We start from the raw sequence: 21,969 nt of genomic DNA, 5'->3' as shown, positions 1-21,969 counted from the left end.
ATGCTTTACGCAATCATTGCCACCGACGTTGCCAACTCCCTGGAAAAACGCCTGGCCACCCGTCCGGCACACCTTGAGCGCCTGCAACAGCTCAAAGCCGAAGGCCGTGTGGTACTGGCCGGCCCGCATCCCGCCGTGGACAGCGAGGACCCAGGCGCAGCGGGCTTCAGCGGCAGCCTGATCGTCGCCCAGTTCGACTCCCTCGCAGCAGCCCAGGCCTGGGCCGCTGCCGACCCGTTCGTGACCGCTGGCGTCTACGACAACGTCGTGGTCAAGCCTTTCAAGCAATCGATGCCGTAACGTCCCTGAAAGTGCGATGAACCTTCACGGTTCATCGCGTTCTCAATCGCTCATTATTCTCGTTCGATGGCCGACAACCTGCCCAACACTCGTTTGGAATCAGGAGTTTCGATGCGCCAAGGTCCGCTGTGCCTGTTGTTGGTCATGTTGTCGATCGGGGCTCCGGCCCTTGCCGAGGAACCCCAGGACGGCGGATATTCCACGCCATTGTCCCTGAGCGCCGGTAGCCAGATCACCGAGTTGCAGCAACGCTTGAAAGAAAGCGAGCGCCTGCGCGAAGAACTGAGCAAGCAGCTGCAAAATGCCGATGCCGAAAGAGAAAGCCCGCAACTGACGCGCTTGCGCCAGGAGAACCAGCGCCTCAAGCTGCAACTCAAGGAGAGCCTGGCCAGCCCGGCACCGAACCTTCTGACCGACCAGCAGCAGTGGTTCATCACCGGTGGCGGCGTCGCCCTCATCGCCCTGCTCTGCGGTATCTTTGCCAGTGGTGGACATCGCAAGCGTCGACAATGGCTAAATTGAGTGATTCATGAGCGACCTGTTACTGATTGATGACGACCAGGAACTATGTGAGCTCCTGGGCAGTTGGCTGGCCCAGGAAGGCTTTGTGGTCCGCGCCTGCCATGACGGCCTGAGCGCCCGCAAGGCGCTGGCCGAGGCGGCTCCTGCGGCGGTGGTACTGGATGTGATGCTGCCCGACGGCAGCGGCCTGGAACTGCTCAAGCAACTGCGCAACGACCATCCGGACCTGCCAGTGCTGATGCTCTCGGCCCGTGGCGAACCGCTGGACCGCATCCTCGGCCTGGAGCTGGGCGCCGACGATTACCTGGCCAAGCCCTGCGACCCTCGGGAACTGACCGCACGCCTGCGTGCCGTGCTGCGCCGCAGCCATCCCGTGGCGGCATCCAGCCAGATGGAACTGGGCGACCTGTGCTTCAGCCCCGTGCGCGGCGTGGTCACCCTCGACGACCAGGACATCAGCCTCACGGTCTCCGAAAGCCGCCTGCTCGAGGCATTGCTCAAGCAACCGGGTGAGCCCCTGGACAAGCAAGAACTGGCGCAGATCGCCCTGGGCCGCAAGCTGACCCTGTATGACCGCAGCCTGGACATGCACGTCAGCAACCTGCGCAAGAAGATCGGCCCCCACCCGGATGGCCGTCCGAGGATCGTGGCCCTGCGCAGCCGCGGCTACTACTACAGCCTGTAGCACTTGCCCCTGATGGAGCGCGCGCTGGCGCGAACAACCAGCCTTGCACATCCTGCGTGCAGGTTTTGTCAGGCTGTTGGTTCTGCGTCTTTACCCAAGCTTTACTCTCCACTGACTGCCGCTGACCTTGAGGTGCGTAACCTGAACTCATCCGGAACTGACCGGGAATGAGACAAGGAGACACACCATGCGCAAGACCCTGATCGCCCTGATGCTCGCCGCCACCCTGCCGACCCTGGCCATGGCCGCGCCTGAAGGCAGCGCTGCGATGGGCCCGATGAACGGCCCCTGGCACAGCGAGCACATGCGCGGCAAAGGCCCCTGGAGCCAATTGGACCTGAGCCGCGAGCAGCGCCAGCAGATCGGCAAGCTGATGGGCGAGCAAATGCACGAACGCAAGGCGCTCGTGGAGAAGTACCTGGAGAAACTTTCCCCGGCCGACCAGAAGGCCATGAAGGACGAGTTGGCTGCCAAGCACCAGAAGACCCAGGCCGATATCCGTGCCCTGCTCAAGCCTGAACAGCAGAAACAGTTCGACGCCATCGTCAAGAAGCAGGAAGAACGGCGCGCCGAATGGGCCCAGTTCAAGGCCTGGCAAGCGCAACAACCGCAAAAGGCGCAATAATGCGCTAGCGTCCTACCCAGCCCAGTGGCCCCTGCCACTGGGCTTCTTGCATTCAAGGAGTTTGCGTGCGCTCATTGTTCTGGCGTGTCCTGGCCAGCTTCTGGCTGGCTATCGCCCTGGTGGCCGGGTTGTCGATCCTGCTGGGCCATATGCTTAACCAGGATGCCTGGATTCTCAGTCGTCATCCGGGCCTCAACACCCTCGCCGAGCAATGGACGCAAACCTATGAGGAGCAAGGCGAGGACGCTGCCCAGGAAATCCTCCAGCAACGCAAGCGCCAGTATCACATCGATGTCCAGGTGCTCAACGAAAGTGGCGACCCGGTGGTGCGCGGCACCTTCCCGCGTCGCGCGGCCGCCTTCGAGGCACGCCAGAACAACGATGACCGGCGCCTGCCCTGGCGCCGCCTGACCGCGGAATACACCAGCCCGCGAACCGACGACACCTACCTGTTCATCTACCGCATTCCTCACCCGGAGCTGAACGCCTGGCACCGCGACAGCCTGACCTGGCCCCTTAGCGCCCTGGCCATCGCCCTGGTGGTACTGACCCTGTTCAGCCTGCTGGTGACGCTATCCATCACCCGTCCCTTGAGCCGCTTGCGCGGCGCGGTGCACGACCTGGGCCAGACCACCTACCAGCAGAACAGCCTGGCCCGCCTGGCCAACCGCCGCGACGAGTTTGGCGTGCTGGCCCGGGACTTCAACCGCATGGGTTCGCGCCTGCAAGGGCTGATCGGCAGCCAGCGCCAACTGCTGCACGACGTGTCCCATGAACTGCGCTCGCCCCTGGCACGCCTGCGTATCGCCCTGGCGCTGGCGGAACGGGCCGTCCCCCAGGAGCGGGAACAGCTTTGGCCGCGACTGACCCGCGAGTGCGACCGCCTGGAGGCCCTGATCAGTGAGATCCTGGTCCTGGCACGGGTCGATGCCGACAACGCCAGTGCCGAGGAGGTGGACCTCAATGCCCTGCTCCTGGCCTTGCAGAAAGACGCCCAGCTGGCCTGCTCCGAGCAGGAGGTACAGATCGATGCCCAGCCCCAGCTGCAGATACGTGGCTGGCCCACCCTGCTCGAACGAGCCCTGGACAACCTGCTGCGCAATGCCCAGCGCTTCAACCCCGCCGGGCAACCGATCGAGGTCCAGGCCCAGCGCCTGGGCGAACGAATCCTGATCAGCGTGCGCGACCATGGTCCTGGTGCACCCGTGGAATACCTGGGCCAGCTGGGCGAGCCGTTCTTCCGCGCCCCGGGACAAAGCGCCGCCGGGCATGGCCTGGGGCTGGCCATCGCGCGCCGGGCGGTAGAACGCCATGGTGGCAGCCTGAACCTGGACAATCACCCCACGGGGGGCTTCATCGCTACCCTGGAACTCCCCCTCGTGCCTGGCGCACTGGCGCAGCCCTGAACCTGATGCGGGCAAGCCGTTGTCGCCGCTTCCGGCAACAACGGGCTTGCCCGCAAGGCCATCGAGAGGTGCTGGTCAGGCCTTGGCGGTCCAGGCGCTGACGAACTCGCTGGTATCGACTTTCGGAGCGACCCGAGGCTCGTTCAACGGGGTGCCCAGATACAGGAAAGCGATGATCTCTTCATCCTTGGCCAGGCCCAGGCCCTTGGCCACATGGGCCGAATAGGACAATTCGCCGGTGCGCCACACTGCACCGACCCCCTGGGCATAGGCCGCCAGGAGAATGCCATGGGCGGCGCAGCCAGCCGCCAGCAACTGCTCGGACCGAGGCACCTTGAAGTGCACCTGCAGACGGGCAACCACCACGACCACCAGTGGCGCACGCAACGGCATGGCCCGGGCCTTGTCCAGCGCCGCCTGGGTCACTTCGCCCCCCTGCAACTGCACCGCCTCGACCAACAGCTCGCCCAAGCGATCGCGAGCTTCGCCCTCGACGGTCAGAAAACGCCAGGGCCGCAGTTGGCCATGATCGGGCGCACGCAGGGCAGCGGCGAACAAGGCTTCGCGCTGCTGCGCCGAAGGCGCGGGCTCCACCAGGCGCGGCACGGAAACACGGTTGAGCAAAGCGTCGAGAGCCTCCATCGGCCACCTCCTAGAAAAATGTCTGGCTATTCTAGCGGGATCTGCCGGCAGGGTGCCGGTTTACATGCCCTGCCCCGCAGGTAGAATGAGCGCCTTTCCCCTCCAGCCCGAGCCGAACACATGGCGTTGCCGACCCTCAGGATCATTGGTTTCATTATCGGCATCTTCCTCATCACCCTGGCCATCGCCATGGTCGTGCCGATGGCAACGCTGGTGATCTTCGAACGAACCGGCGACCTGCCGTCGTTCCTCTGGGCCAGCATGATCACCTTCATCGCCGGCCTGGCCCTGGTGATTCCCGGGCGTCCCGAGCATGTTCACCTGCGCCCCCGGGACATGTACCTGCTGACCGTGTCCAGTTGGGTGGTGGTGTGCATCTTCGCCGCCCTGCCGTTCCTGCTGACCCAGCACATCAGCTACACCGACTCGTTCTTCGAGAGCATGTCGGGCATCACTGCCACCGGCTCCACCGTGCTCAGTGGGCTGGACGACATGTCCCCGGGCATCCTGATCTGGCGCTCGCTGCTGCACTGGCTCGGTGGCATCGGCTTCATCGGCATGGCGGTGGCGATCCTGCCGCTGCTGCGCATCGGTGGCATGCGACTGTTCCAGACCGAGTCCTCGGATCGCTCGGAAAAGGTCATGCCGCGCTCGCACATGGTGGCCCGGTTGATCGTCGCCACCTATGTCGGCATCACCATCGTTGGCAGCCTGGCTTTCTGGTGGGCCGGGATGAGCGTATTCGACGCCATCAATCACGCCATGTCGGCCATTTCCACAGGTGGTTTCTCGACCTCCGACGAGTCCCTGGCGCACTGGAAGCAACCGGCGGTGCACTGGGTGGCCGTGCTAGTGATGATCCTCGGCAGCCTGCCCTTCACCCTGTACGTGGCCACTTTGCGTGGCAATCGCCGGGCGCTGATCAAGGACCAGCAAGTCCAGGGTTTGCTGGGCATGCTCCTGGTGACCTGGCTGGTCCTCGGCACCTGGTACTGGTGGACCACCAACCTGCATTGGCTCGATGCCCTGCGCCACGTGGCACTGAACGTGACCTCGGTGGTCACCACCACCGGCTTTGCCCTGGGTGACTACAGCCTGTGGGGCAACTTCTCGCTGATGCTGTTCTTCTACCTGGGCTTCGTCGGTGGCTGCTCGGGCTCCACCGCCGGCGGGATCAAGATTTTCCGCTTCCAGGTGGCCTACATCCTGCTCAAGGCCAACCTCAACCAGTTGATCCACCCACGGGCGGTGATCAAGCAGAAGTACAACGGTCATCGCCTGGACGAGGAAATCGTCCGTTCGATCCTGACCTTCTCGTTCTTCTTCGCCATTACCATCTGCATGATCGCCCTGGCCCTGTCGCTGCTGGGCCTGGACTGGATGACCGCCCTGACCGGTGCCGCCAGCACCGTATCCGGCGTGGGCCCGGGCCTTGGCGAAACCATCGGCCCGGCGGGCAATTTCTCCACCCTGCCGGATGCCGCCAAGTGGATCCTGTCCCTGGGCATGCTCCTGGGCCGGCTGGAGATCATCACGGTGTTCGTGTTGTGTATTCCGGCGTTCTGGCGTCATTGATCGAGACCGGCAGCTGCGCCAATCGCGCCCGGTACTCGCCGGGCGTGACATCGAACCAGCGACGGAAAGCCCGGAAGAAATTGCTCGGATCGGCGAACCCCAGCAGGTAGGCGATCTCCAGCAAGGTCATATTCGGCTGCGCCAGGTACTGCTCGGCCAGCTCCCGGCGAGTGTCGTCAAGCAGCGCCTGGAAACTGGTGCCCTCCTCCTGCAAGCGACGTTGCAGGGTGCGCTGGGACAAGTGCAGCGTCTGCGCCACTCGCTCACGCTTGGGTTCCCCCTGGGGCAGCAGTCGGCATAGCACCTGCCGCGCCTTGTGGGTCACGCGGCTTTCAGAGAAGCGGGCCAGGTATTCACCGGCGAACCGATCGTGCAACAGGGCCATGGCCTCGTTGGCCGTGGGCAACGGTGCTTCCATGTCGGCCCGCTCGAAAATCAGCGCATCGAAGGGCGCGGCAAATACCAGCGGGGCATGGAACATGTCCTTGTAGGGCTGGACGTTCTCCGGCTGCTCGCCTTGCAACAGCACCTGGCGAGGTTGCAAGGCGCGCCCTGTCAGCCAGCCACACAGGGCCAGGGCACAGGCCAGGGAAGCCTCGCAGCTTTGCCGGGTCGGAGGCAGGTGGTCGCCATGGACGGTAAGGATCAGCGCATAGCCCTCAGGCAGGAGCCGGAAACTCAGATCGGCGCTTTCGGCGATTATCCGCTGATAACGCACCAGCCGCTCGAACCCCTCGGCCAGGGTCCGGCTCGACATCAAGGCATAACCAGCCACATGAAAAGACGCCGGGCGCACCACCTTGCCCATGTTCAGGCCGATCGCGGGGTTGCCGGACAGCTCTACCGCCCGCTGCCATAGCCGAGTCATCGAGTCCTGGGTAAAGCGTGCATCCGGGTCTGCCAGGGCCTCATAGTCGAGCCCCAACTGCTTGAACAAGACACGACAATCCAGGCCATCCATTTCCAGGGCTTTGACTATTCCCAAGGCCCAGCTCGCAGATGTCGTTCGTTCGCTCATGGCGGAGCTCTTATATGATGAGTAGCAGGTAAAAAACGATTTCCCAAGGATACTAAAGTGGCGCCTATTGTCACTGGCCCGCGCCACCAGGAACTCTAGACTCCAATAGACTCCTCATGGAACGCCCGCCGGCATAACAACAAGCACAGAGACCGCAGCCATGGAAAACGTCCGCCAGTTCCACAGCTTCGCCGAGTTCTATCCCTATTATCTAAGCGAGCATAGCAACAGTACCTGCCGTCGCTTGCACTTCATTGGCACCAGCCTGGTGATCTTCCTGCTCGCCTTCAGCATTGGCAAAGGCGCCTGGCCGATGCTGCTGGCCCTGCCGATAGCCGGCTATGGCTTTGCCTGGGTCGGGCACTTCTTCTTCGAGAAAAACCGTCCCGCGACCTTTCAGCACCCGCTGTACAGCCTGCTGGGCGACTTCGTCATGTACCGCGACATGATCCTCGGCAAGGTGCCGTTCTAACCGAACCGAGCAACCGCCGCAGGGGGACTGCGGCGGTTCGCTGCCCTGAACTGGCGTTCAGGCCGGCTCTGCCAGCTTCGTCCGCTCGGCCTTGAGCTGGGCCTCGCGGGCCTGGGCTTCGGCCAGGCGATAGAGTTCGATGGTACCGTCCCAGTGCTCGATCAAGGCGGTACAGGACTCTACCCAATCCCCGCAGTTGAGGTACTCCACCTCACCGACCTTGCGGATCTCGGCATGATGGATATGCCCGCAGACCACGCCATGCAACTCACGCTTGATGCACTCGTGGGCGATGGCTTCCTCGAAGTCGCTGATGAAGCTCACCGCGGTCTTCACCTTGTGCTTGAGGTAGGCCGACAGCGACCAGTAGCCGTAGCCATAGCGTGCCCGCCAATGATTGAGCCAGCGGTTCAGGGTCAGGGTGAATTCATAGGCCGAATCCCCCAGAAAGGCCAGCCAACGGTGATAGCGAGTGATGACGTCGAACTGGTCGCCGTGTATCACCAGCAGGTGACGCCCGTCTGCGGTGACATGCACCGCCTCGTCCACCAGTTGGATGTTGCCCAGGATCAGTTTGGAGTAACGCCGCAGGAATTCATCGTGGTTGCCGGTGACGTAGATCACCTCGGTACCGCGCTTGCTCATGGTCAGCAAACGCCGGATCACATTGGTATGGGCCTGGGGCCAATACATGCCGCCGCGCATTTTCCAACCATCGATGATGTCGCCCACCAGGTAGATACGATCCGCGTGATAGCTCTTGAGAAACCGTGCCAGATGCTCGGCCTGGCAATCCCGGGTGCCCAGGTGCACATCTGAAATCCATAGGGTCCGCACCCGCTGCTTGCGGCTGGGCTTGGCGAGTTCGGCATGGGACATGGACGCTCTCCGGGATTTTTTGCGAGCTTGCTCCCCAGCGATTAATAGCCCATGACAGATATACGGCAGTGCGATGACAAGGCGAAACAGCCGATGGCCGGTGTAGACTGCCGATCTGCCAAGGAGACCGCGATGGGATCTATCCTCACCCTGCGCCACTACAGCCACGATCTGATCGCCCACAGCCACGAGCATGCGCAGCTGGTGTTCGGCCTCTCGGGCCAGCTTGATTTCGAAGTCGAAGGCCACGGCAGCCTGGTGCAGCAACAGAGCTTCGTGGTGGTACCGGCAGGAGCCCGACACGTCTGTGGCAGCCCGGGAGGCAGCCGTTGCCTGGTGCTGGATATCCCCGGAGAACAATGGGTTGGGCAACACCTGGGGGAACATGCGCAAGCTAGCCGCCGCTTGCTGGATAACGCCCAACGCCGAGTCCTGGCGCCGAACCAGAGCCGCCTGGTCAACTGGCTGGCGGACTGCCCGGTGGACGATCCGCTGATCGCCCAGCAAGGCGCAGTGCTGCTGTTGGCCAGCCTCAACCAGGCTGGCGACGGCCTGCCAGGCCAGCGCCGCCTGCCCTACTCTGCCTTGAACGCGCATATCGACCGCCACGCCGCCTACCCGCTGCAGGTGGCGGACCTGGCTCGGATCGCCGGCCTGTCAGGTGCCCGTCTGCATGCACGCTTCATCGCCGAATGCGGACGCAGCCCCATGGACTATGTGCGTCAACGACGCCTGCAGATGGCCCTGGAACTCTTGCGCGGCTCAACGCTGCCCATTGGCGAAATCGCCAGCCGCGTGGGCTACAGCTCCCAGAGCGCCTTTGGTGCAGCGATACTGCGCGAGTTCGGCCACTCGCCACGCCAGCTCAGGCAGGGGGCCCACGCGAGTTCCACGACAAAACACGCCAGGATCACGACAGACGACGCCATCGGCTCCACCGTAGACTGATCTCGTTGTCGTCCAGGGCCAATCCGGCCCGACCAGTGTTCAAGGAAAAAAATGACTCCTCGCACCGCCCTTGGCGCCCTGCATATCGGCGCACTGATGTTCGGCCTGACCGGAGTGCTCGGCAAACTCGCCGTGGCTTCGCCGGCAGTCATTGTCTTCGGTCGCGCGGCCTTTGCCGTACTCGCCCTGGCCTTCTTCGCCCGCCTGGCCAGCCAGACTCCCTGGCAAAAACTCAGCACTGGCGACTACCAGCGCCTGCTGCTCAGCGGCCTGCTGCTGGCCGGCCATTGGGTGAGCTTCTTCATTGCGGTCAAGGTCGCCGGGGTGGCCATCGCCACGCTGGGCTTTGCCAGCTTCCCGGCCTTCACCGTGATTCTCGAAGGCCTGATCTTCCGCGAGCGGATCCGTTTCAACGAAGTGCTGCTGGTGGCCCTGGTCAGCATCGGGCTGGTGCTGGTCACCCCGGACTTCGACCTGGCCAGCCAAGCGACCTCGGGCCTGCTCTGGGCAATGGGTTCGGGGCTGCTGTTCGCCCTGTTGTCACTGAACAATCGCGCCAGCTCCGGGCGGGTTCCTGCCGTGCAGGCGGCGTTGTGCCAGAACCTGGTGGTCGGCCTGTGCCTGCTGCCGGTGGCGGCGCCGGAGCTTGGCCAGGTCCGAGCCATGGACTGGCTGTGGATCAGCCTGCTGGGGATCTTCTGCACCGGCCTGGCCCATAGCCTGTTCGTGGCCAGCCTGGCAGTGATCAAGGCCCGCACGGCGGCCGTGGTATTCGCCCTGGAGCCGGTCTACGGGATTACCGTGGCCTGGTTGCTATTCAGCGAGACCCCGACCCTACGCATGCTGCTCGGTGGCGCGCTGATCATTGTCGCCATCGTTGTTTCGAGTCGCTTGTCCGCCGGCTCAGGTGGCCAGGCGGCGCCGGCAGCATCGGGCTCTCACTGAGTACGATCGTTATGGCCCAGGTCGCGCTCGGGGTCGATGCAATCGCGCACCCGCTGCTTGAGCACCTTGGCTTCAGGAAAGCCGCCGTCGGCCTTGCGCTCCCAGATCTGCACCCCATCGCAGAGAATGCGGAAGGTCCCGCCGGTGGCGGGCTCCAGGGAAACCCTGCCCAGGTCGTCACTGAAGGTGCTCAACAATTCCTGGGCCAGCCAGGCTGCTCGAAGCAGCCACTGGCATTGGGTGCAATAGGTGATGACCACTTCGGGTTTACGTTCAGTCATGGTACGACGGGGTCCTGAGTTCGAGGGCGTCGCTATAATAGCCGGCTTTATCACCCGCCCCGAGATCCGTGATGCTGCGCCTGCTGTCCTGCCTGCTGCTCTGCCTGCTGCCGTTGTTCGCCCAGTCCGCGTCAATGCAACGCCCGAAAGTGGGCCTGGTGCTGTCTGGCGGGGCCGCCCGCGGCCTGGCCCATATCGGGGTGCTCAAGGCTCTGGAGGAGCAAGGCATCCGTGTCGATGCGATTGCCGGCACCAGCATGGGTGCGGTGATCGGTGGGCTCTACGCTTCCGGCTACAGGATCGACGAGCTGGAGAAACTGGCCCTGGAAATCGACTGGAAACAGGCCCTGTCCGACGCCCCACCCCGGGAGGACGTGCCCTTCCGGCGCAAGCAGGATGACCGGGATTTCCTGGTCAAGCAAAAGCTCAGTTTCCGCGACGACGGCAGCCTGGGGCTGCCCCTGGGGGTGATCCAGGGCCAGAACCTGGCCCTGCTGCTGGAAAGCAAGCTCGCCCACGCCAGCGACACCCGCGACTTCGACAAGCTGCCGATTCCATTCCGGGCGGTGGCTACCGATATCTCCAGCGGAGAGAAGGTGGTGTTCCGCAAGGGCCACTTGCCCCAGGTAATCCGTGCCAGCATGTCGATTCCGGCCGTGTTCGCTCCAGTGGAGATCGATGGCCGGCTCTTGGTGGACGGTGGCATGACCGACAACATTCCCCTGGATGTCGCGCGGGACATGGGCGTGGACATCGCCATCGTGGTGGATATCGGCACGCCGTTGCGCTCACGCAAGCAGTTGAACACCGTTATCGATGTGCTGAACCAGTCCATCACGCTGATGACCCGGCGCAACTCGGAAGAACAGCTGGCGGCGTTGCATGACGACGATGTACTGGTCCAGCCAGCGTTGTCGGGGTTCGGCGTCACCGACTTCGGCCGCGCCCAGGAAATGATCGACGCCGGCTACCGGGCCGCCCGGGTCCTCGATACGCGCCTGGCCAGGCTGCGCCCGACCAATCCCCAGGATGCGCAACTCAACGCGGCACGCCAGCCCAGCCAGCGCACGCCGATCATCAGCCAGATCAAGGTGGAGAACGACTCCAAGGTCGCTGATGACGTGATCCTCTACTACATCCGCCAGCACATCGGCGAGCCCCTGGACCTGGGACGCCTGGAAACCGACATGGGCACCTTGTATGGCCTGGATTTCTTCGAGCAGGTGCAATACCGGGTGATCCACAAAGGCCAGGACAACACCCTGGTGATCAGCGCCCGAGGCAAACGCAGCGGTACCGACTACCTGCGGTTGGGGTTGAGCCTGTCCGATGACATGCGCGGCGACAGCGCCTTCAATATCGGCGCCAGTTATCGTATGAACGGCATCAACAGCCTGGGTGCTGAATGGCTGACACGGGCACAGATCGGTGACAAACAAGAGCTGTACAGCGAGTTCTACCAGCCACTGGACGCAGGATCGCGCTACTTCGTCGCCCCCTTCGTCGGTGTCGAGTCGCAGAATGTCGAAGCGACTCTGGATAACGACCCGATCGCCGAGTACCGGGTGGAACGCTACGGCCTGGGCCTCAACCTGGGTCGTCAGATCGGCAACAGTGGCGAGGTGCGCTTGGGTGTCGGCGAAGCCTGGGGCAATGCCGATGTACGCATCGGCGACCAGAACCTGCCCAAGAGGAGCTTCAACGAAGGCTACTACCAGTTGCAGTACTCCTTCGACTCCCTGGATAACGTCTATTTCCCGCATTCGGGTGAAGACATCCACCTGACCCTGCGCCAGTTCGAACCTGGGCTGGGTTCGGACAAACACTACCGGCAATGGGAGTTCAAGCTGGACAAGGCCCTGAGCAGCGGCCCCAACACCTTTATCCTCGGCGGTCGCTATGGCCGGACCCTGGACAATGCCGACGTGGTGACATCCAGCTTCCTGCTTGGCGGGGCACGGCAATTGTCGGGCTTTCGCCAGGACGCCCTGTCCGGGCAAAACATCAGCCTGGCCCGTGCCGTGTACTTCCGCCGCCTGACCCCGCGCTCCTACCTGCCACTGGACTTCCCGCTGTACCTGGGCGGCTCCCTGGAACGAGGCCGGGCCTGGAACAATGACAATGCCTTCGACAGCGGCTACATCAATGCAGCGAGTATTTTCCTCGGCTTCGACACCCCACTAGGCCCTTTGAATTTCAGCTATGGCATCAACGACGAAAACCAGAAGGCCCTGTCGCTGAACCTTGGCCAGTCTTTTTGACGGATAGGCACGAAGGCCCCAGAGGCACGGCGGGCCTTGGGCGGGATCGGGTAAGGGAGACGAGGTGCACCGGGGCCAGGAGACCCCGGGAAAGCCTCAGGATTTTTCCAGATTGGCCAGGATACGTCCGTGGACGCGCATGCAAACCCGCATGTCTTCTTCATCGACGCCAATGAACAGTTCGTGGCGCAAGGCTGTGGCGATGGTTTCGATCTGCTCGATCAAGGGCCGGGCCGAGGGACAAAGGACGATCTTCTTCGCCCGGCGATCCTCCACCACTGACTGGCGCTGGACCAGGCCCTGGGTTTCCAGGCTATCGAGCAGGCGAGCCAGGGTCGGCCCTTCCACACCGACGCTTTGTGCCAGCTCACGCTGGGTCGGCGCCTCTTCGAAACGGGCCAGGTGCAGCAACACCAACCAGCGAGCCTGGGACAAGCCCAGGCCAGCCAGGCGGCGGTCCAGTTCAGCACGCCAGCCGCGGGACATCTGCGCCAGTTGCATGCCAAAACGGTGTTCATCGGTCAACGGCATAAAACACTCATGATCAGGCTGAAAATAAAGGGAAAACTAATTATTAGTCAGCTAAGCATGACCCTTGCCAAGAGGCAAGGCCCGTAAGGCACTGAATCGTTACAACATTGACGCACCCCATCTAGATCTCGAACTCCGACTGCAGGGCGGCACGTACGCAATACAGCACACCTTCAGGTACCCGGCCGGCGAACAACTCGCTCACTTCGCTCACGGGCGGCAATTCGCCCTCGCCATCAAGGAACGCATCCTGGATTTCCCCCAGCAGATCTTCGGGCAGGTCCAGTGCCTGCTCCAGAGACAGTTGCTGCTTGCCGATCGCCTCGGCCAGCAGGGTGTAGACGTTCTTCTCCGTGCACTGCAACTGGCCGGCAATCTGCATTGGAGTCATTCCGGCGCGGGCCAGGGTGATCAGCTCGTGGCGCAGATCGGCGACCACTTTCGGCGCCTGCACAGCGCCGCCCAGCACTTCGAGGAACGCGGCGCCATAACGCTCCAGCTTGCGCGCACCGACGCCACTGACCCGAGCCATCTCGGCCATGGAGCCCGGCTGGCTGCGAAGCATCTCCAGCAAGGTCGAGTCGGGGAAGATGACATAAGGCGGGACGCCATGCTCTTCCGCCAGCTTGCGGCGCAACGCCCGCAACGACTCCCATTGCTCGCGCTCCTCTCCCCGTACCAGCTGGCTGGCCTGGCTGGTGCTGCTCTTGGCCGCGCTTTGAGGCTTGAGGTCCCGACGCAGCTCCAGCGTGACCTCCCCCTTGAGCAAGGGACGACAGCTGTCGCTCAAGCGCAGGCCGCCATACCCCTCAAGGTCGATATCCGCCAACCCGCGGGCGACCAGTTGACGGAACAGCGAGCGCCATTCGCCTTCGCTGCGAGCCTTGCCAACGCCGAACACCGACAAGTGCTGATGGCCGAAACTGCGGACCTTTTCCGTATCCTTGCCCAGCAACACATCCACCAGGTGACCGACACCATAGCGCTGGCCGGTACGGTAGATCGTCGATAGCGCCTGGCGCGCCGGCTCGGTGGCATCCCAGGTCTGCACTCCATCGACGCAGTTGTCGCAATGACCGCAAGGCTGCGGCATCTCCTCATCGAAATAGGCCAGCAGCGTCTGGCGCCGACAACGGGTCTCCTCGCAGAGCGCCAGCATCGCATCGAGCTTGTGCTGTTCGAGGCGCTTGTGACGCTCATCCCCTTCGGAGTTCTGCAACATCTGCTTGAGCATCAGCACGTCCTGCAGCCCATACGCCATCCAGGCATCTGCTGGCAGGCCGTCACGGCCGGCACGACCGGTTTCCTGGTAGTACGCCTCCAGGGACTTGGGCAGATCCATATGGGCGACAAAACGTACGTTGGGCTTGTCGATACCCATGCCGAAAGCGATGGTCGCCACCATGATCAGCCCCTCTTCATTGAGGAAGCGCTTCTGGTGATAGGCACGCAGCTCGCTGGGCAGCCCCGCGTGATAGGGCAAGGCGGTAAAACCCTGCTCACAGAGGAACGCCGCCACCTCATCGACCTTCTTGCGTGACAGGCAGTAGACGATCCCTGCATCGCTGCGGCGCTCGTTGAGGAACGCCTGCAATTGCTTGCGCGGCTGCTCCTTGGGGACGATGCGATAGAAAATGTTCGGGCGGTCGAAGCTGGAGAGGAAGCGCTCGGCATTCTCCAGGTGCAGGCGGTTGACGATCTCTTCTCGGGTGCGCTTGTCGGCGGTGGCCGTCAGGGCAATACGCGGAACATTCGGGAACATCTGCGCCAACTGCCCCAGTTGCAGGTACTCCGGGCGAAAGTCATGCCCCCACTGAGAAACGCAATGGGCCTCATCGATGGCGAACAGGGCAATCTCCAGGCTTTGCAGGAAAGCCAGCATCCGTGGCTGGACCAGGCGCTCTGGAGCCAGGTAGAGCATCTTCACTTCGCCACGGCGGATACGCACGGCCAGATCACGCTGTTGCTCGGGACTCAAGGTGGAGTTCAAGGCCGCCGCCGCGACTCCCAGCTCCTCCAGCGTGGCCACCTGGTCATCCATCAGCGCGATCAGCGGCGATACCACCACCGCCAGGCCATCACGCAACAGCGCCGGCACCTGGAAGCACAGGGACTTGCCGCCCCCGGTGGGCATCAGCACCAAGGCATCGCCACCACTGGCCACGCGCTCAATGATCGCACCCTGGCGACCACGGAAACTGTCGTAGCCAAAGATGTCCTTGAGGACGCGCTGAGCCTGTTCGAGCATGAAGAACTCCAAAAATTGCTGAAATCACCAGGGTCGCTGCCAGCGGTCGATCGCCCGGCCAGTCCACCTGGGCCCGACGACGCTGTTCGTCATCGGACCGGTACACCCCCTGCCCTGCAGGTTGACCGAAATGCCGACGGGGCTCATCGGCATTTGCGTTAGCGGACGTGTCTGGTCCCGTCGCCAGCCTGCCAGGCATCACAAAACGCGCGAGTATACCCGAGCCCTCCGCCACAGAGGGCGACTGCAATGGACCGCTGGTAACCTTTAGAACCGCTCGAATCTGCCACGTAGCTGGCCTGAGCGCTCAAGAAAGCCTAGAATTCAGCATCGTTTATTCCCCAAGGTAGCCGTCAATGTCCTTCGCTGAGCAACTAACCCGCCTGCAAGTCTTCCTCGACGCAGATGATCTGCACGACGAGGCGCTGGACTACGTGGCCGCTCATGGCTACCTGACCGCGCTGTCGATCTGTTCGGAAAGCGTTCCCGAGCGCGAGTGGATCGACACCCTGTTCGCCGAGGAACCGCACTATCGCGATGACGCCGAACGCGAGGCGATCGAGTCGACCCTATTGGCCCTCAAGGCACATATCGCACGCCAGCTGGCCTCCGACGAGGAGTTCGAGCTGCCCTGCGATCTCGACCTGGGCGACGACCCGGACGACTCCGACCTGCGCGGCTGGTGCATCGGCTTCATGGAAGGCGTATTCCTGCGTGAAGCGGCCTGGTTCGAAACCGCCGAGGAAGAAGTCAGCGAGATGCTCCTGCCGATCATGGTGGGCTCCGGCTTGTTCGACGAACAGCCCGAGTTCTCCGATATCGCCAGCGATGCCAACCTGATGGACGACATGATCGTGCAGATCCCCGAGGCCCTGACAGCGTTGTACCTGCTGTGCAACGCCCCTGATGAAAAGCCGGCACTGCTCAAGCCCCGTCACCATTGAGTCTTCGCCTATGGCCAAGCCCATAGGCCAACGCCCCCTGCTGCTGCGCTACGTTCTACTGACCATCGGTTGGTTGAGCGTGGCGCTGGGGGTACTCGGCATCTTCCTTCCGGTTTTACCCACCACCCCCTTCCTGTTGCTCGCGGCGGCCTGCTTTGCCCGTAGCTCCCCACGTTTCTATCGCTGGCTGGTTCAGCATCCACGCCTGGGCCCGTGGATCAGAGACTACCTGGACGGCAATGGCATCCCACTCAAGGGCAAGGCCTATGCGATCGGCCTGATGTGGTTGAGCATTGGCCTGTCCTGCTACCTGGTACCGTTGCCCTGGGCGCGAGGCTTCATGCTTGCCAGCGCAATCCTGGTGAGCATCTATATCCTGCGCCAGAAAACCCTGCATCGCCCCTGAAATCCGGGCCTGGCATACCTCGCCTTAACTCAGGGCTTGAGGTGGTTGCGCTGATAGGTTTCGGCACCCATGGCCGCAATCTGCCCTTCGATCAGGGACTCGAATGGACGCAGCAGTGGCTCGAACGACGCGGGGGCCTCAAGGACCTCGAGGGCCTGGACTATGGCCTCCAGGGTCGACAAGGCACCGGGCCCCGGAGCCTTGCGCAAGCGATAGCGCGAAGGTGATGCGGCCTCCAGCGTGACCCTGGGCAAGGCTGCCAGCAGCGGATTGAGGTGCAGTAGCTTGCGCGCCTTGCGCCAGGTCCCATCGGGCACCACCAGCAACAACGGCTCATCCGCCATCCCATAGGGTTGCAGTGGCTGGGCATCGTCCGCCGGGAACAGCAAGTGCGCCCGATAACCGGGACGAGCGAGCAGTTCTGGCAGATCCTCGAACACCTCCCCCACTCTCAATTCGGCATTGTTCAGCCCCAGCGCCGCCAACCGCGCCGTATTCAAGGCATGGCCGACCTCGCTGGGGTGCTGCAGTACCAGAACCCGGGTACGGCTGGGCAACTCGGGGATCAGCGGGCACAGGCAGTGACCACTGGGGCGCAAGCAACGCTCGCAGCGTGCTCGGGACATGGGAATTCCTTATGACTGGTTGAGCTGGGCTTTGAGCAGATCACGAAAGGTCTGGATCAACGGCTCACGGCCTCGACCACGGCGCATGATCATGGAAAACGGCGCCTGGTAGCCGAAGGTCGCCGGCAACAACACCCGCAGGTCGCCTTTGTCGGCCCAGGCCTGGGCGTAATGCTCCGGCAAGTAGCCGATATAGGCGCCGGAAAGCACCAGGATCAACTGCGCTTCCATACTTTCCACCGTCGCGGCGCTGTGCTTGAAACCATGCCGGGCCAGTTCGGCCTGGCTCCAGTAGCCACGCCCCACCATGCGCTGCTGGGTGATGACTTGCTCGGGAATGCGCCGTTCGCTGTACAACGGATGGCGGTTGCTGCAATACAGCCAATGCTGCTCGCGATACAGCGGCATGTACACCAGGGCGCTCATGCGCGTGGAAAAAGCACCGATGGCCAGGTCCAGGCGATTGTCCTGGACCCCTAATTGCAGTTCATGGGGGCTCATCACCGACAGGTGCAAATGCACCGCCGGATGTTCCTGGCTATAGGCACCAATAGCCTCGGCGAACGGCAGGGCCTTGTCGCTCACCGTGGAGTCGATCACCCCCAGGTTCAGGGTCCCGCGCAACTCGCCCTTGAGGGCCGCGGCGTACTGTTCGAAACCTTCCAGCTCGGCCAGCAGGCGCAGGGTCTCCTGATGAAACAATTCGCCCTTGCTGGTCAGGCTGAAGCCACCACGACCACGGTGGCACAGCACCAGCCCCAGAGACGCCTCCAACTGGCTCATATAGGTACTGATGGCCGATGTCGAGAGGTTGAGTTCATGCTGGGCATTGGCGAACCCCTGGTGCCGCACCACGCTAACGAAGATGCGCAATAGTTTCAGATCAGGTAAAGCGTTAGCCATGACAAGCTCCAGCAACAGGTGACAAGCCACCGGTTCCGTGGCCGAGAAAAAGACTTCGACAAGCTGAAGGACAGCCCCGAGCCTCCTCATGCATATTTTCCAGCGAGCCGGGCACCCCGGATTGCGCCAGCCCTGGCAAGCCAGGGGAGATGAGAACCCTGTGTACAGATGCCTAGTAGAGGCGGCACGAGTCTAGCGTGCCGCCTGGCATTAGTTTAGAAAATTCTGAACTAAGTATTTGCTCGTAGCGATTCTTTCCGCGCACTACATTTCGCAGAATCGGCCCACTTGGTCAGACAAGCAGGCGCCGCTGCGCCGTCGACCCCATAAATAAAACAACGATGAGGCCTATCCCGTGGACAAGAATCTCCACCAACCACTGGGCGGCAACGAAATGCCGCGTTTCGGCGGCATCGCCACCATGATGCGTCTTCCCCATGTTCCCAGCCCTGCCGGCCTGGACGCCGCATTCGTCGGCGTCCCTCTGGACATCGGCACCTCGCTACGCTCCGGCACCCGTTTCGGCCCGCGGGAAATCCGCGCTGAATCGGTGATGATCCGTCCCTACAACATGGCCACCGGCGCCGCACCTTTCGACTCGCTGAACGTGGCCGATATCGGCGATGTGGCCATCAACACCTTCAACCTGCTGGACGCCGTACGCATCATCGAAGAAGCCTACGACGACATTCTCGAGCACAACGTCATTCCCATGACCCTGGGCGGTGACCACACCATCACCCTGCCGATCCTGCGGGCCATCCACAAGAAACACGGCAAGGTCGGCCTGGTGCACATCGATGCCCACGCAGACGTCAACGACCACATGTTCGGCGAGAAGATCGCCCACGGCACGACCTTCCGCCGCGCGGTGGAAGAAGGCCTGCTGGACTGCGACCGCGTGGTGCAAATCGGCCTGAGGGCCCAGGGATACACCGCCGAGGACTTCAACTGGAGCCGCAAGCAGGGCTTTCGCGTGGTCCAGGCCGAAGAGTGCTGGCACAAATCCCTGGCGCCACTGATGGCCGAAGTCCGCGAGAAAGTCGGTGGCGGCCCGGTGTACCTGAGCTTCGACATCGACGGTATCGATCCGGCCTGGGCCCCTGGCACCGGCACCCCGGAAATCGGCGGCCTGACCACCATCCAGGCCATGGAGATCGTCCGTGGTTGCCAGGGCCTGGACCTGGTGGGCTGCGACCTGGTGGAGGTTTCGCCACCCTACGACACCACCGGCAACACCTCGCTGCTGGGCGCCAACCTGCTCTACGAAATGCTCTGCGTACTGCCGGGCGTAGCCCATCGCTGAGAACCAGCGGATGAACGAGCGGCAATACGCTCTCGACGCCGCAGCCGGATGGGCTGCGGCGCCAACGGTCGATGCCAGCTTGCGCCACTGCCGTACCCAGCCGTTGCTGCCCCGTGATGCCGAGCCGGCATCGCAGGATCGGCGGCGTGCCAAGGATGGTTTCGCGGTGCGCAAACGCACCGCGAGCAACGTCGTCGCCGGCCTAAAAGCCGGTGCCGTCGTGTTTATTCATGACGTGGCCACGATGCCGCGCATGCAAGGGGAGCAACACTTTAGCCAGGAGCGCGGAACCTGCCGGTTTCGCCAACAACAAGAAGGCCTATGGCTGGCCTGCCACGAATTTTTGTCCGCGATGCCGGAAGGGCTGCCACCCCCTTAGCCAATGTGATCGGAGCAGATCATGAATAACAACAACAAAGAAACACGCCTTAGCAGCACTGAAACCAACCGGGCCGAACGGACTCTCGGCCACGCACGCAACGCGGGATCCGGCGATCGCCTGCGCGCCATTTCTGGCGGCGCCCGTCGCGCGGTTCCCGAACGCATCGGCGGTTCATCCCGCCGCCTTTCGCCTCCCCTCGCCCCCTCCTCGCTCGGTGGCCCCGGAAGCACTCTGCCGGGATCCTTCCCGGAGCCAGAGCCCCACGGCCCCGAGGCTCCGCGTGCCCACAAGCGCGCCCGACGTTCCCGGCAAAGCACCCTGCGCCAAGCCGCCTGACCACGCCCGGTGGCAGGCCAGCCACTGCGGCACATGACCTGTTTGTTTCACATAAAAAAGATAATCGGAGACACGCCATCATGGCTCTAGATCTATTCGTCGTACTCATCTATGCCGTCGGCATGCTCGTGCTCGGCTACTACGGCATGCGCAAGGCCAAGACCCACGAGGACTACCTGGTGGCTGGGCGCAACCTGGGCCCGACCCTGTACATGGGTACCATGGCCGCCACTGTGCTGGGCGGCGCTTCCACCGTCGGCACCGTACGCCTGGGCTACGTCCATGGCATCTCCGGCTTCTGGCTGTGCGCCGCCCTCGGCGCCGGGATCATCGCCCTGAACCTGCTGTTGGCCAAGCCGCTGCTCAAGCTGCGGATCTTCACCGTGACCCAGGTCCTGGAAAAGCGCTACAACCCCATGGCCCGCCAGGCCAGCGCGGTGATCATGCTGGCCTACGCGCTGATGATCGGCGTGACCTCGATCCTCGCCATCGGCACCGTACTGCAAGTGCTGTTCAACCTGCCGTTCTGGCTCTCGGTCCTGTTGGGCGGCGGAGTGGTGGTGATCTACTCGGCGATTGGCGGCATGTGGTCGCTGACCCTGACCGACATCGTCCAGTTCGTGATCAAGACCGTTGGCCTGATGTTCCTGCTGCTGCCGATCTGCCTGTACCGCGTCGGCGGCTGGGATGAACTGGTGGCCAAGCTGCCGGCCTCGAGCTTCAGCTTCACCACCATCGGCTGGGACACCATCATCACCTACTTCATGATCTACTTCTTCGGCATCCTGATCGGCCAGGACATCTGGCAGCGGGTGTTCACCGCCAAGACCGAGAAAGTCGCCCAGTACGCCGGCACCCTGGCGGGTTTCTACTGCGTGCTCTACGGCCTGGCCTGCGCCCTGATCGGCATGGCCGCCCACGTGCTGCTGCCGGACCTGGACAACGCGAACAACGCCTTCGCCGCCATCGTCAAGGCCTCGTTGCCGGACGGCATCCGCGGCCTGGTGATCGCTGCCGCCCTGGCCGCCATGATGTCCACCGCCAGCGCCGGCCTGCTGGCCGCTTCCACCACCCTGACCGAGGACCTGCTGCCACGGCTGCGTGGCGGCAAGCAATCGAGCCTGGGGATCAACCGTCTGTTCACCCTGCTCACCGGTATCGTGGTGCTGGGTATCGCGCTGGTGGTCAACGACGTGATCAGCGCCCTGACCCTGGCCTACAACCTGCTGGTAGGCGGCATGCTGATCCCGCTGATCGGGGCGATCTTCTGGAAGCGCGCCACCACCGCCGGCGCCATCGCCAGCATGAGCCTGGGGTTCATCACCGCCCTGGTGTTCATGTTCAAGGACGGCCTGGATGCCAACACCCCGATCTACTACAGCCTGATGGCCGGCCTGGTGAGCTTCGTGGGGGTCAGCCTGGCTTCCCGGCGCCCGGCGTCCCTGGCCAGCGCGATCTGATCCTGAAAGCGACTGCCTGAAGTTTTCTTCGACGGATGTGGCGTCGGTGGCCACATCCGTTTTTTTTCACCAGCACAAAAGAGCCTAACGACAAGGCCTGTACGCCGCTCGCCAGGCCCCTGACAGGACGAGTGGTCATCTCACCGGGAAAAAACCTGTGCTGTACTCTGAATCAGCGACGACTGTTCCCGCAGGAGGGCAGTACATGGATCGCTGGCAGCATCTGTGCGCGCTATCGCATCACCCTTGGACGGGGTCATAACAATAA

General features: G+C 63.0%; 23 protein-coding genes. 15 read left to right on the top strand and 8 right to left on the bottom strand.

Annotated elements, in window-relative coordinates:
- The 5 genes from I9018_RS08125 (at nucleotide 1) to I9018_RS08105 (ending at nucleotide 3,538) form a co-directional block, all read left to right on the top strand.
- Nucleotides 1-300, top strand: a complete 300-nt coding sequence (locus tag I9018_RS08125; protein ID WP_124346081.1) for a YciI family protein — start codon at nucleotides 1-3, stop codon at nucleotides 298-300.
- A 111-nt stretch (nucleotides 301-411) separates the two neighbouring features.
- On the top strand, nucleotides 412-822 hold the full coding sequence (locus I9018_RS08120) for a translation initiation factor 2 (protein ID WP_241109167.1): 411 nt from the start codon (nucleotides 412-414) through the stop codon (nucleotides 820-822).
- Between the two features lie 7 nt (nucleotides 823-829).
- Entirely contained in the window at nucleotides 830-1,507 is a 678-nt protein-coding gene (locus tag I9018_RS08115; RefSeq protein WP_241109166.1) for a response regulator transcription factor, read from the top strand.
- A 187-nt stretch (nucleotides 1,508-1,694) separates the two neighbouring features.
- Nucleotides 1,695-2,132, top strand: coding sequence for an LTXXQ domain protein (locus tag I9018_RS08110; RefSeq protein WP_241109165.1), 438 nt, complete (start codon nucleotides 1,695-1,697; stop codon nucleotides 2,130-2,132).
- A gap of 65 nt (nucleotides 2,133-2,197) precedes the next feature.
- Nucleotides 2,198-3,538, top strand: a complete 1,341-nt coding sequence (locus tag I9018_RS08105; protein WP_241109164.1) for a HAMP domain-containing sensor histidine kinase — start codon at nucleotides 2,198-2,200, stop codon at nucleotides 3,536-3,538.
- 75 nt (nucleotides 3,539-3,613) lie between these two features.
- Here I9018_RS08105 and I9018_RS08100 read toward each other — a convergent pair whose 3' ends face one another.
- Nucleotides 3,614-4,180 carry a nitroreductase family protein gene (locus I9018_RS08100; RefSeq protein ID WP_241109163.1) on the bottom strand — a complete coding sequence of 189 codons (567 nt, stop codon included), beginning with the start codon at nucleotides 4,178-4,180 and terminating at the stop codon, nucleotides 3,614-3,616.
- A gap of 120 nt (nucleotides 4,181-4,300) precedes the next feature.
- On the opposite strand from I9018_RS08100, the gene I9018_RS08095 reads away from it, so the two are divergent.
- The gene (locus I9018_RS08095; RefSeq protein ID WP_068585886.1) at nucleotides 4,301-5,755 is read left to right on the top strand and encodes a TrkH family potassium uptake protein; all 1,455 of its coding nucleotides are present in this window, start codon (nucleotides 4,301-4,303) and stop codon (nucleotides 5,753-5,755) included.
- Here I9018_RS08095 and I9018_RS08090 read toward each other — a convergent pair.
- Nucleotides 5,712-6,773: an AraC family transcriptional regulator gene (locus I9018_RS08090; protein WP_241109162.1), complete on the bottom strand. Its 1,062-nt coding sequence runs from the start codon at nucleotides 6,771-6,773 to the stop codon at nucleotides 5,712-5,714. The genes I9018_RS08095 and I9018_RS08090 overlap by 44 nt on opposite strands.
- 160 nt (nucleotides 6,774-6,933) lie before the next feature.
- Here I9018_RS08090 and I9018_RS08085 point away from each other — a divergent pair, with 160 nt between their 5' ends.
- Entirely contained in the window at nucleotides 6,934-7,245 is a 312-nt protein-coding gene (locus tag I9018_RS08085; RefSeq protein WP_068585892.1) for a DUF962 domain-containing protein, read from the top strand.
- Between the two features lie 57 nt (nucleotides 7,246-7,302).
- On the opposite strand, the gene I9018_RS08080 is transcribed toward I9018_RS08085, so the two are convergent.
- Complete coding sequence (locus I9018_RS08080) at nucleotides 7,303-8,124, bottom strand: UDP-2,3-diacylglucosamine diphosphatase (RefSeq protein WP_068585895.1); 822 nt, start codon at nucleotides 8,122-8,124, stop codon at nucleotides 7,303-7,305.
- Nucleotides 8,125-8,256: 132 nt separating this feature from the next.
- On the opposite strand from I9018_RS08080, the gene I9018_RS08075 reads away from it, so the two are divergent.
- A complete protein-coding gene (locus tag I9018_RS08075; RefSeq protein ID WP_124346076.1) occupies nucleotides 8,257-9,072 on the top strand; it encodes an AraC family transcriptional regulator in 816 nt (271 codons plus the stop codon).
- Nucleotides 9,073-9,123: 51 nt separating this feature from the next.
- The gene (locus tag I9018_RS08070) at nucleotides 9,124-10,017 is read left to right on the top strand and encodes a DMT family transporter (RefSeq protein WP_068585902.1); all 894 of its coding nucleotides are present in this window, start codon (nucleotides 9,124-9,126) and stop codon (nucleotides 10,015-10,017) included.
- On the opposite strand, the gene I9018_RS08065 is transcribed toward I9018_RS08070, so the two are convergent.
- Nucleotides 10,011-10,298: a SelT/SelW/SelH family protein gene (locus tag I9018_RS08065; RefSeq protein ID WP_068585905.1), complete on the bottom strand. Its 288-nt coding sequence runs from the start codon at nucleotides 10,296-10,298 to the stop codon at nucleotides 10,011-10,013. The two genes, I9018_RS08070 and I9018_RS08065, sit on opposite strands and share 7 nt — an antisense overlap.
- Nucleotides 10,299-10,369: 71 nt before the next feature.
- On the opposite strand from I9018_RS08065, the gene I9018_RS08060 reads away from it, so the two are divergent.
- Nucleotides 10,370-12,559, top strand: coding sequence for a patatin-like phospholipase family protein (locus I9018_RS08060; protein WP_241109161.1), 2,190 nt, complete (start codon nucleotides 10,370-10,372; stop codon nucleotides 12,557-12,559).
- A gap of 96 nt (nucleotides 12,560-12,655) precedes the next feature.
- Here the strand turns inward: I9018_RS08060 and I9018_RS08055 are convergent, their stop codons facing one another.
- Nucleotides 12,656-13,090 carry a MarR family transcriptional regulator gene (locus I9018_RS08055; RefSeq protein ID WP_068585911.1) on the bottom strand — a complete coding sequence of 145 codons (435 nt, stop codon included), beginning with the start codon at nucleotides 13,088-13,090 and terminating at the stop codon, nucleotides 12,656-12,658.
- 121 nt (nucleotides 13,091-13,211) lie between these two features.
- On the bottom strand, nucleotides 13,212-15,338 hold the full coding sequence (gene recQ / locus I9018_RS08050) for a DNA helicase RecQ (protein WP_124346075.1): 2,127 nt from the start codon (nucleotides 15,336-15,338) through the stop codon (nucleotides 13,212-13,214).
- A gap of 356 nt (nucleotides 15,339-15,694) precedes the next feature.
- Here recQ and I9018_RS08045 point away from each other — a divergent pair, with 356 nt between their 5' ends.
- Nucleotides 15,695-16,282 (top strand): YecA family protein, encoded by a 588-nt coding sequence (locus tag I9018_RS08045; protein WP_068585918.1) that lies wholly within the window; start codon nucleotides 15,695-15,697, stop codon nucleotides 16,280-16,282.
- A 10-nt stretch (nucleotides 16,283-16,292) separates the two neighbouring features.
- The gene (locus I9018_RS08040) at nucleotides 16,293-16,688 is read left to right on the top strand and encodes a YbaN family protein (RefSeq protein WP_124346074.1); all 396 of its coding nucleotides are present in this window, start codon (nucleotides 16,293-16,295) and stop codon (nucleotides 16,686-16,688) included.
- 29 nt (nucleotides 16,689-16,717) lie between these two features.
- Here I9018_RS08040 and I9018_RS08035 read toward each other — a convergent pair whose 3' ends face one another.
- Both I9018_RS08035 and I9018_RS08030 read right to left on the bottom strand, forming a co-directional pair.
- The gene (locus I9018_RS08035) at nucleotides 16,718-17,314 is read right to left on the bottom strand and encodes a DTW domain-containing protein (protein ID WP_241109160.1); all 597 of its coding nucleotides are present in this window, start codon (nucleotides 17,312-17,314) and stop codon (nucleotides 16,718-16,720) included.
- A 9-nt stretch (nucleotides 17,315-17,323) separates the two neighbouring features.
- The gene (locus I9018_RS08030) at nucleotides 17,324-18,217 is read right to left on the bottom strand and encodes a LysR family transcriptional regulator (RefSeq protein ID WP_068585926.1); all 894 of its coding nucleotides are present in this window, start codon (nucleotides 18,215-18,217) and stop codon (nucleotides 17,324-17,326) included.
- A gap of 355 nt (nucleotides 18,218-18,572) precedes the next feature.
- On the opposite strand from I9018_RS08030, the gene speB reads away from it, so the two are divergent.
- From speB to I9018_RS08015, 3 genes are all read left to right on the top strand, one after another.
- The gene (gene speB, locus I9018_RS08025) at nucleotides 18,573-19,523 is read left to right on the top strand and encodes an agmatinase (protein WP_068585929.1); all 951 of its coding nucleotides are present in this window, start codon (nucleotides 18,573-18,575) and stop codon (nucleotides 19,521-19,523) included.
- Nucleotides 19,524-19,533: 10 nt separating this feature from the next.
- Nucleotides 19,534-19,902: a DUF4440 domain-containing protein gene (locus I9018_RS08020; protein ID WP_241109159.1), complete on the top strand. Its 369-nt coding sequence runs from the start codon at nucleotides 19,534-19,536 to the stop codon at nucleotides 19,900-19,902.
- A 419-nt stretch (nucleotides 19,903-20,321) separates the two neighbouring features.
- Entirely contained in the window at nucleotides 20,322-21,701 is a 1,380-nt protein-coding gene (locus I9018_RS08015; protein ID WP_124346071.1) for a sodium:solute symporter, read from the top strand.
- Nucleotides 21,702-21,969 lie beyond the last annotated feature (268 nt).

This window comes from Pseudomonas sp. MPFS (genome assembly GCF_022537035.1).
GTDB lineage: Bacteria > Pseudomonadota > Gammaproteobacteria > Pseudomonadales > Pseudomonadaceae > Aquipseudomonas > Aquipseudomonas sessilinigenes.
The sequence above is the reverse complement of the archived record's forward strand: the minus strand, read 5'-3'. Positions and strand labels throughout refer to the sequence as shown.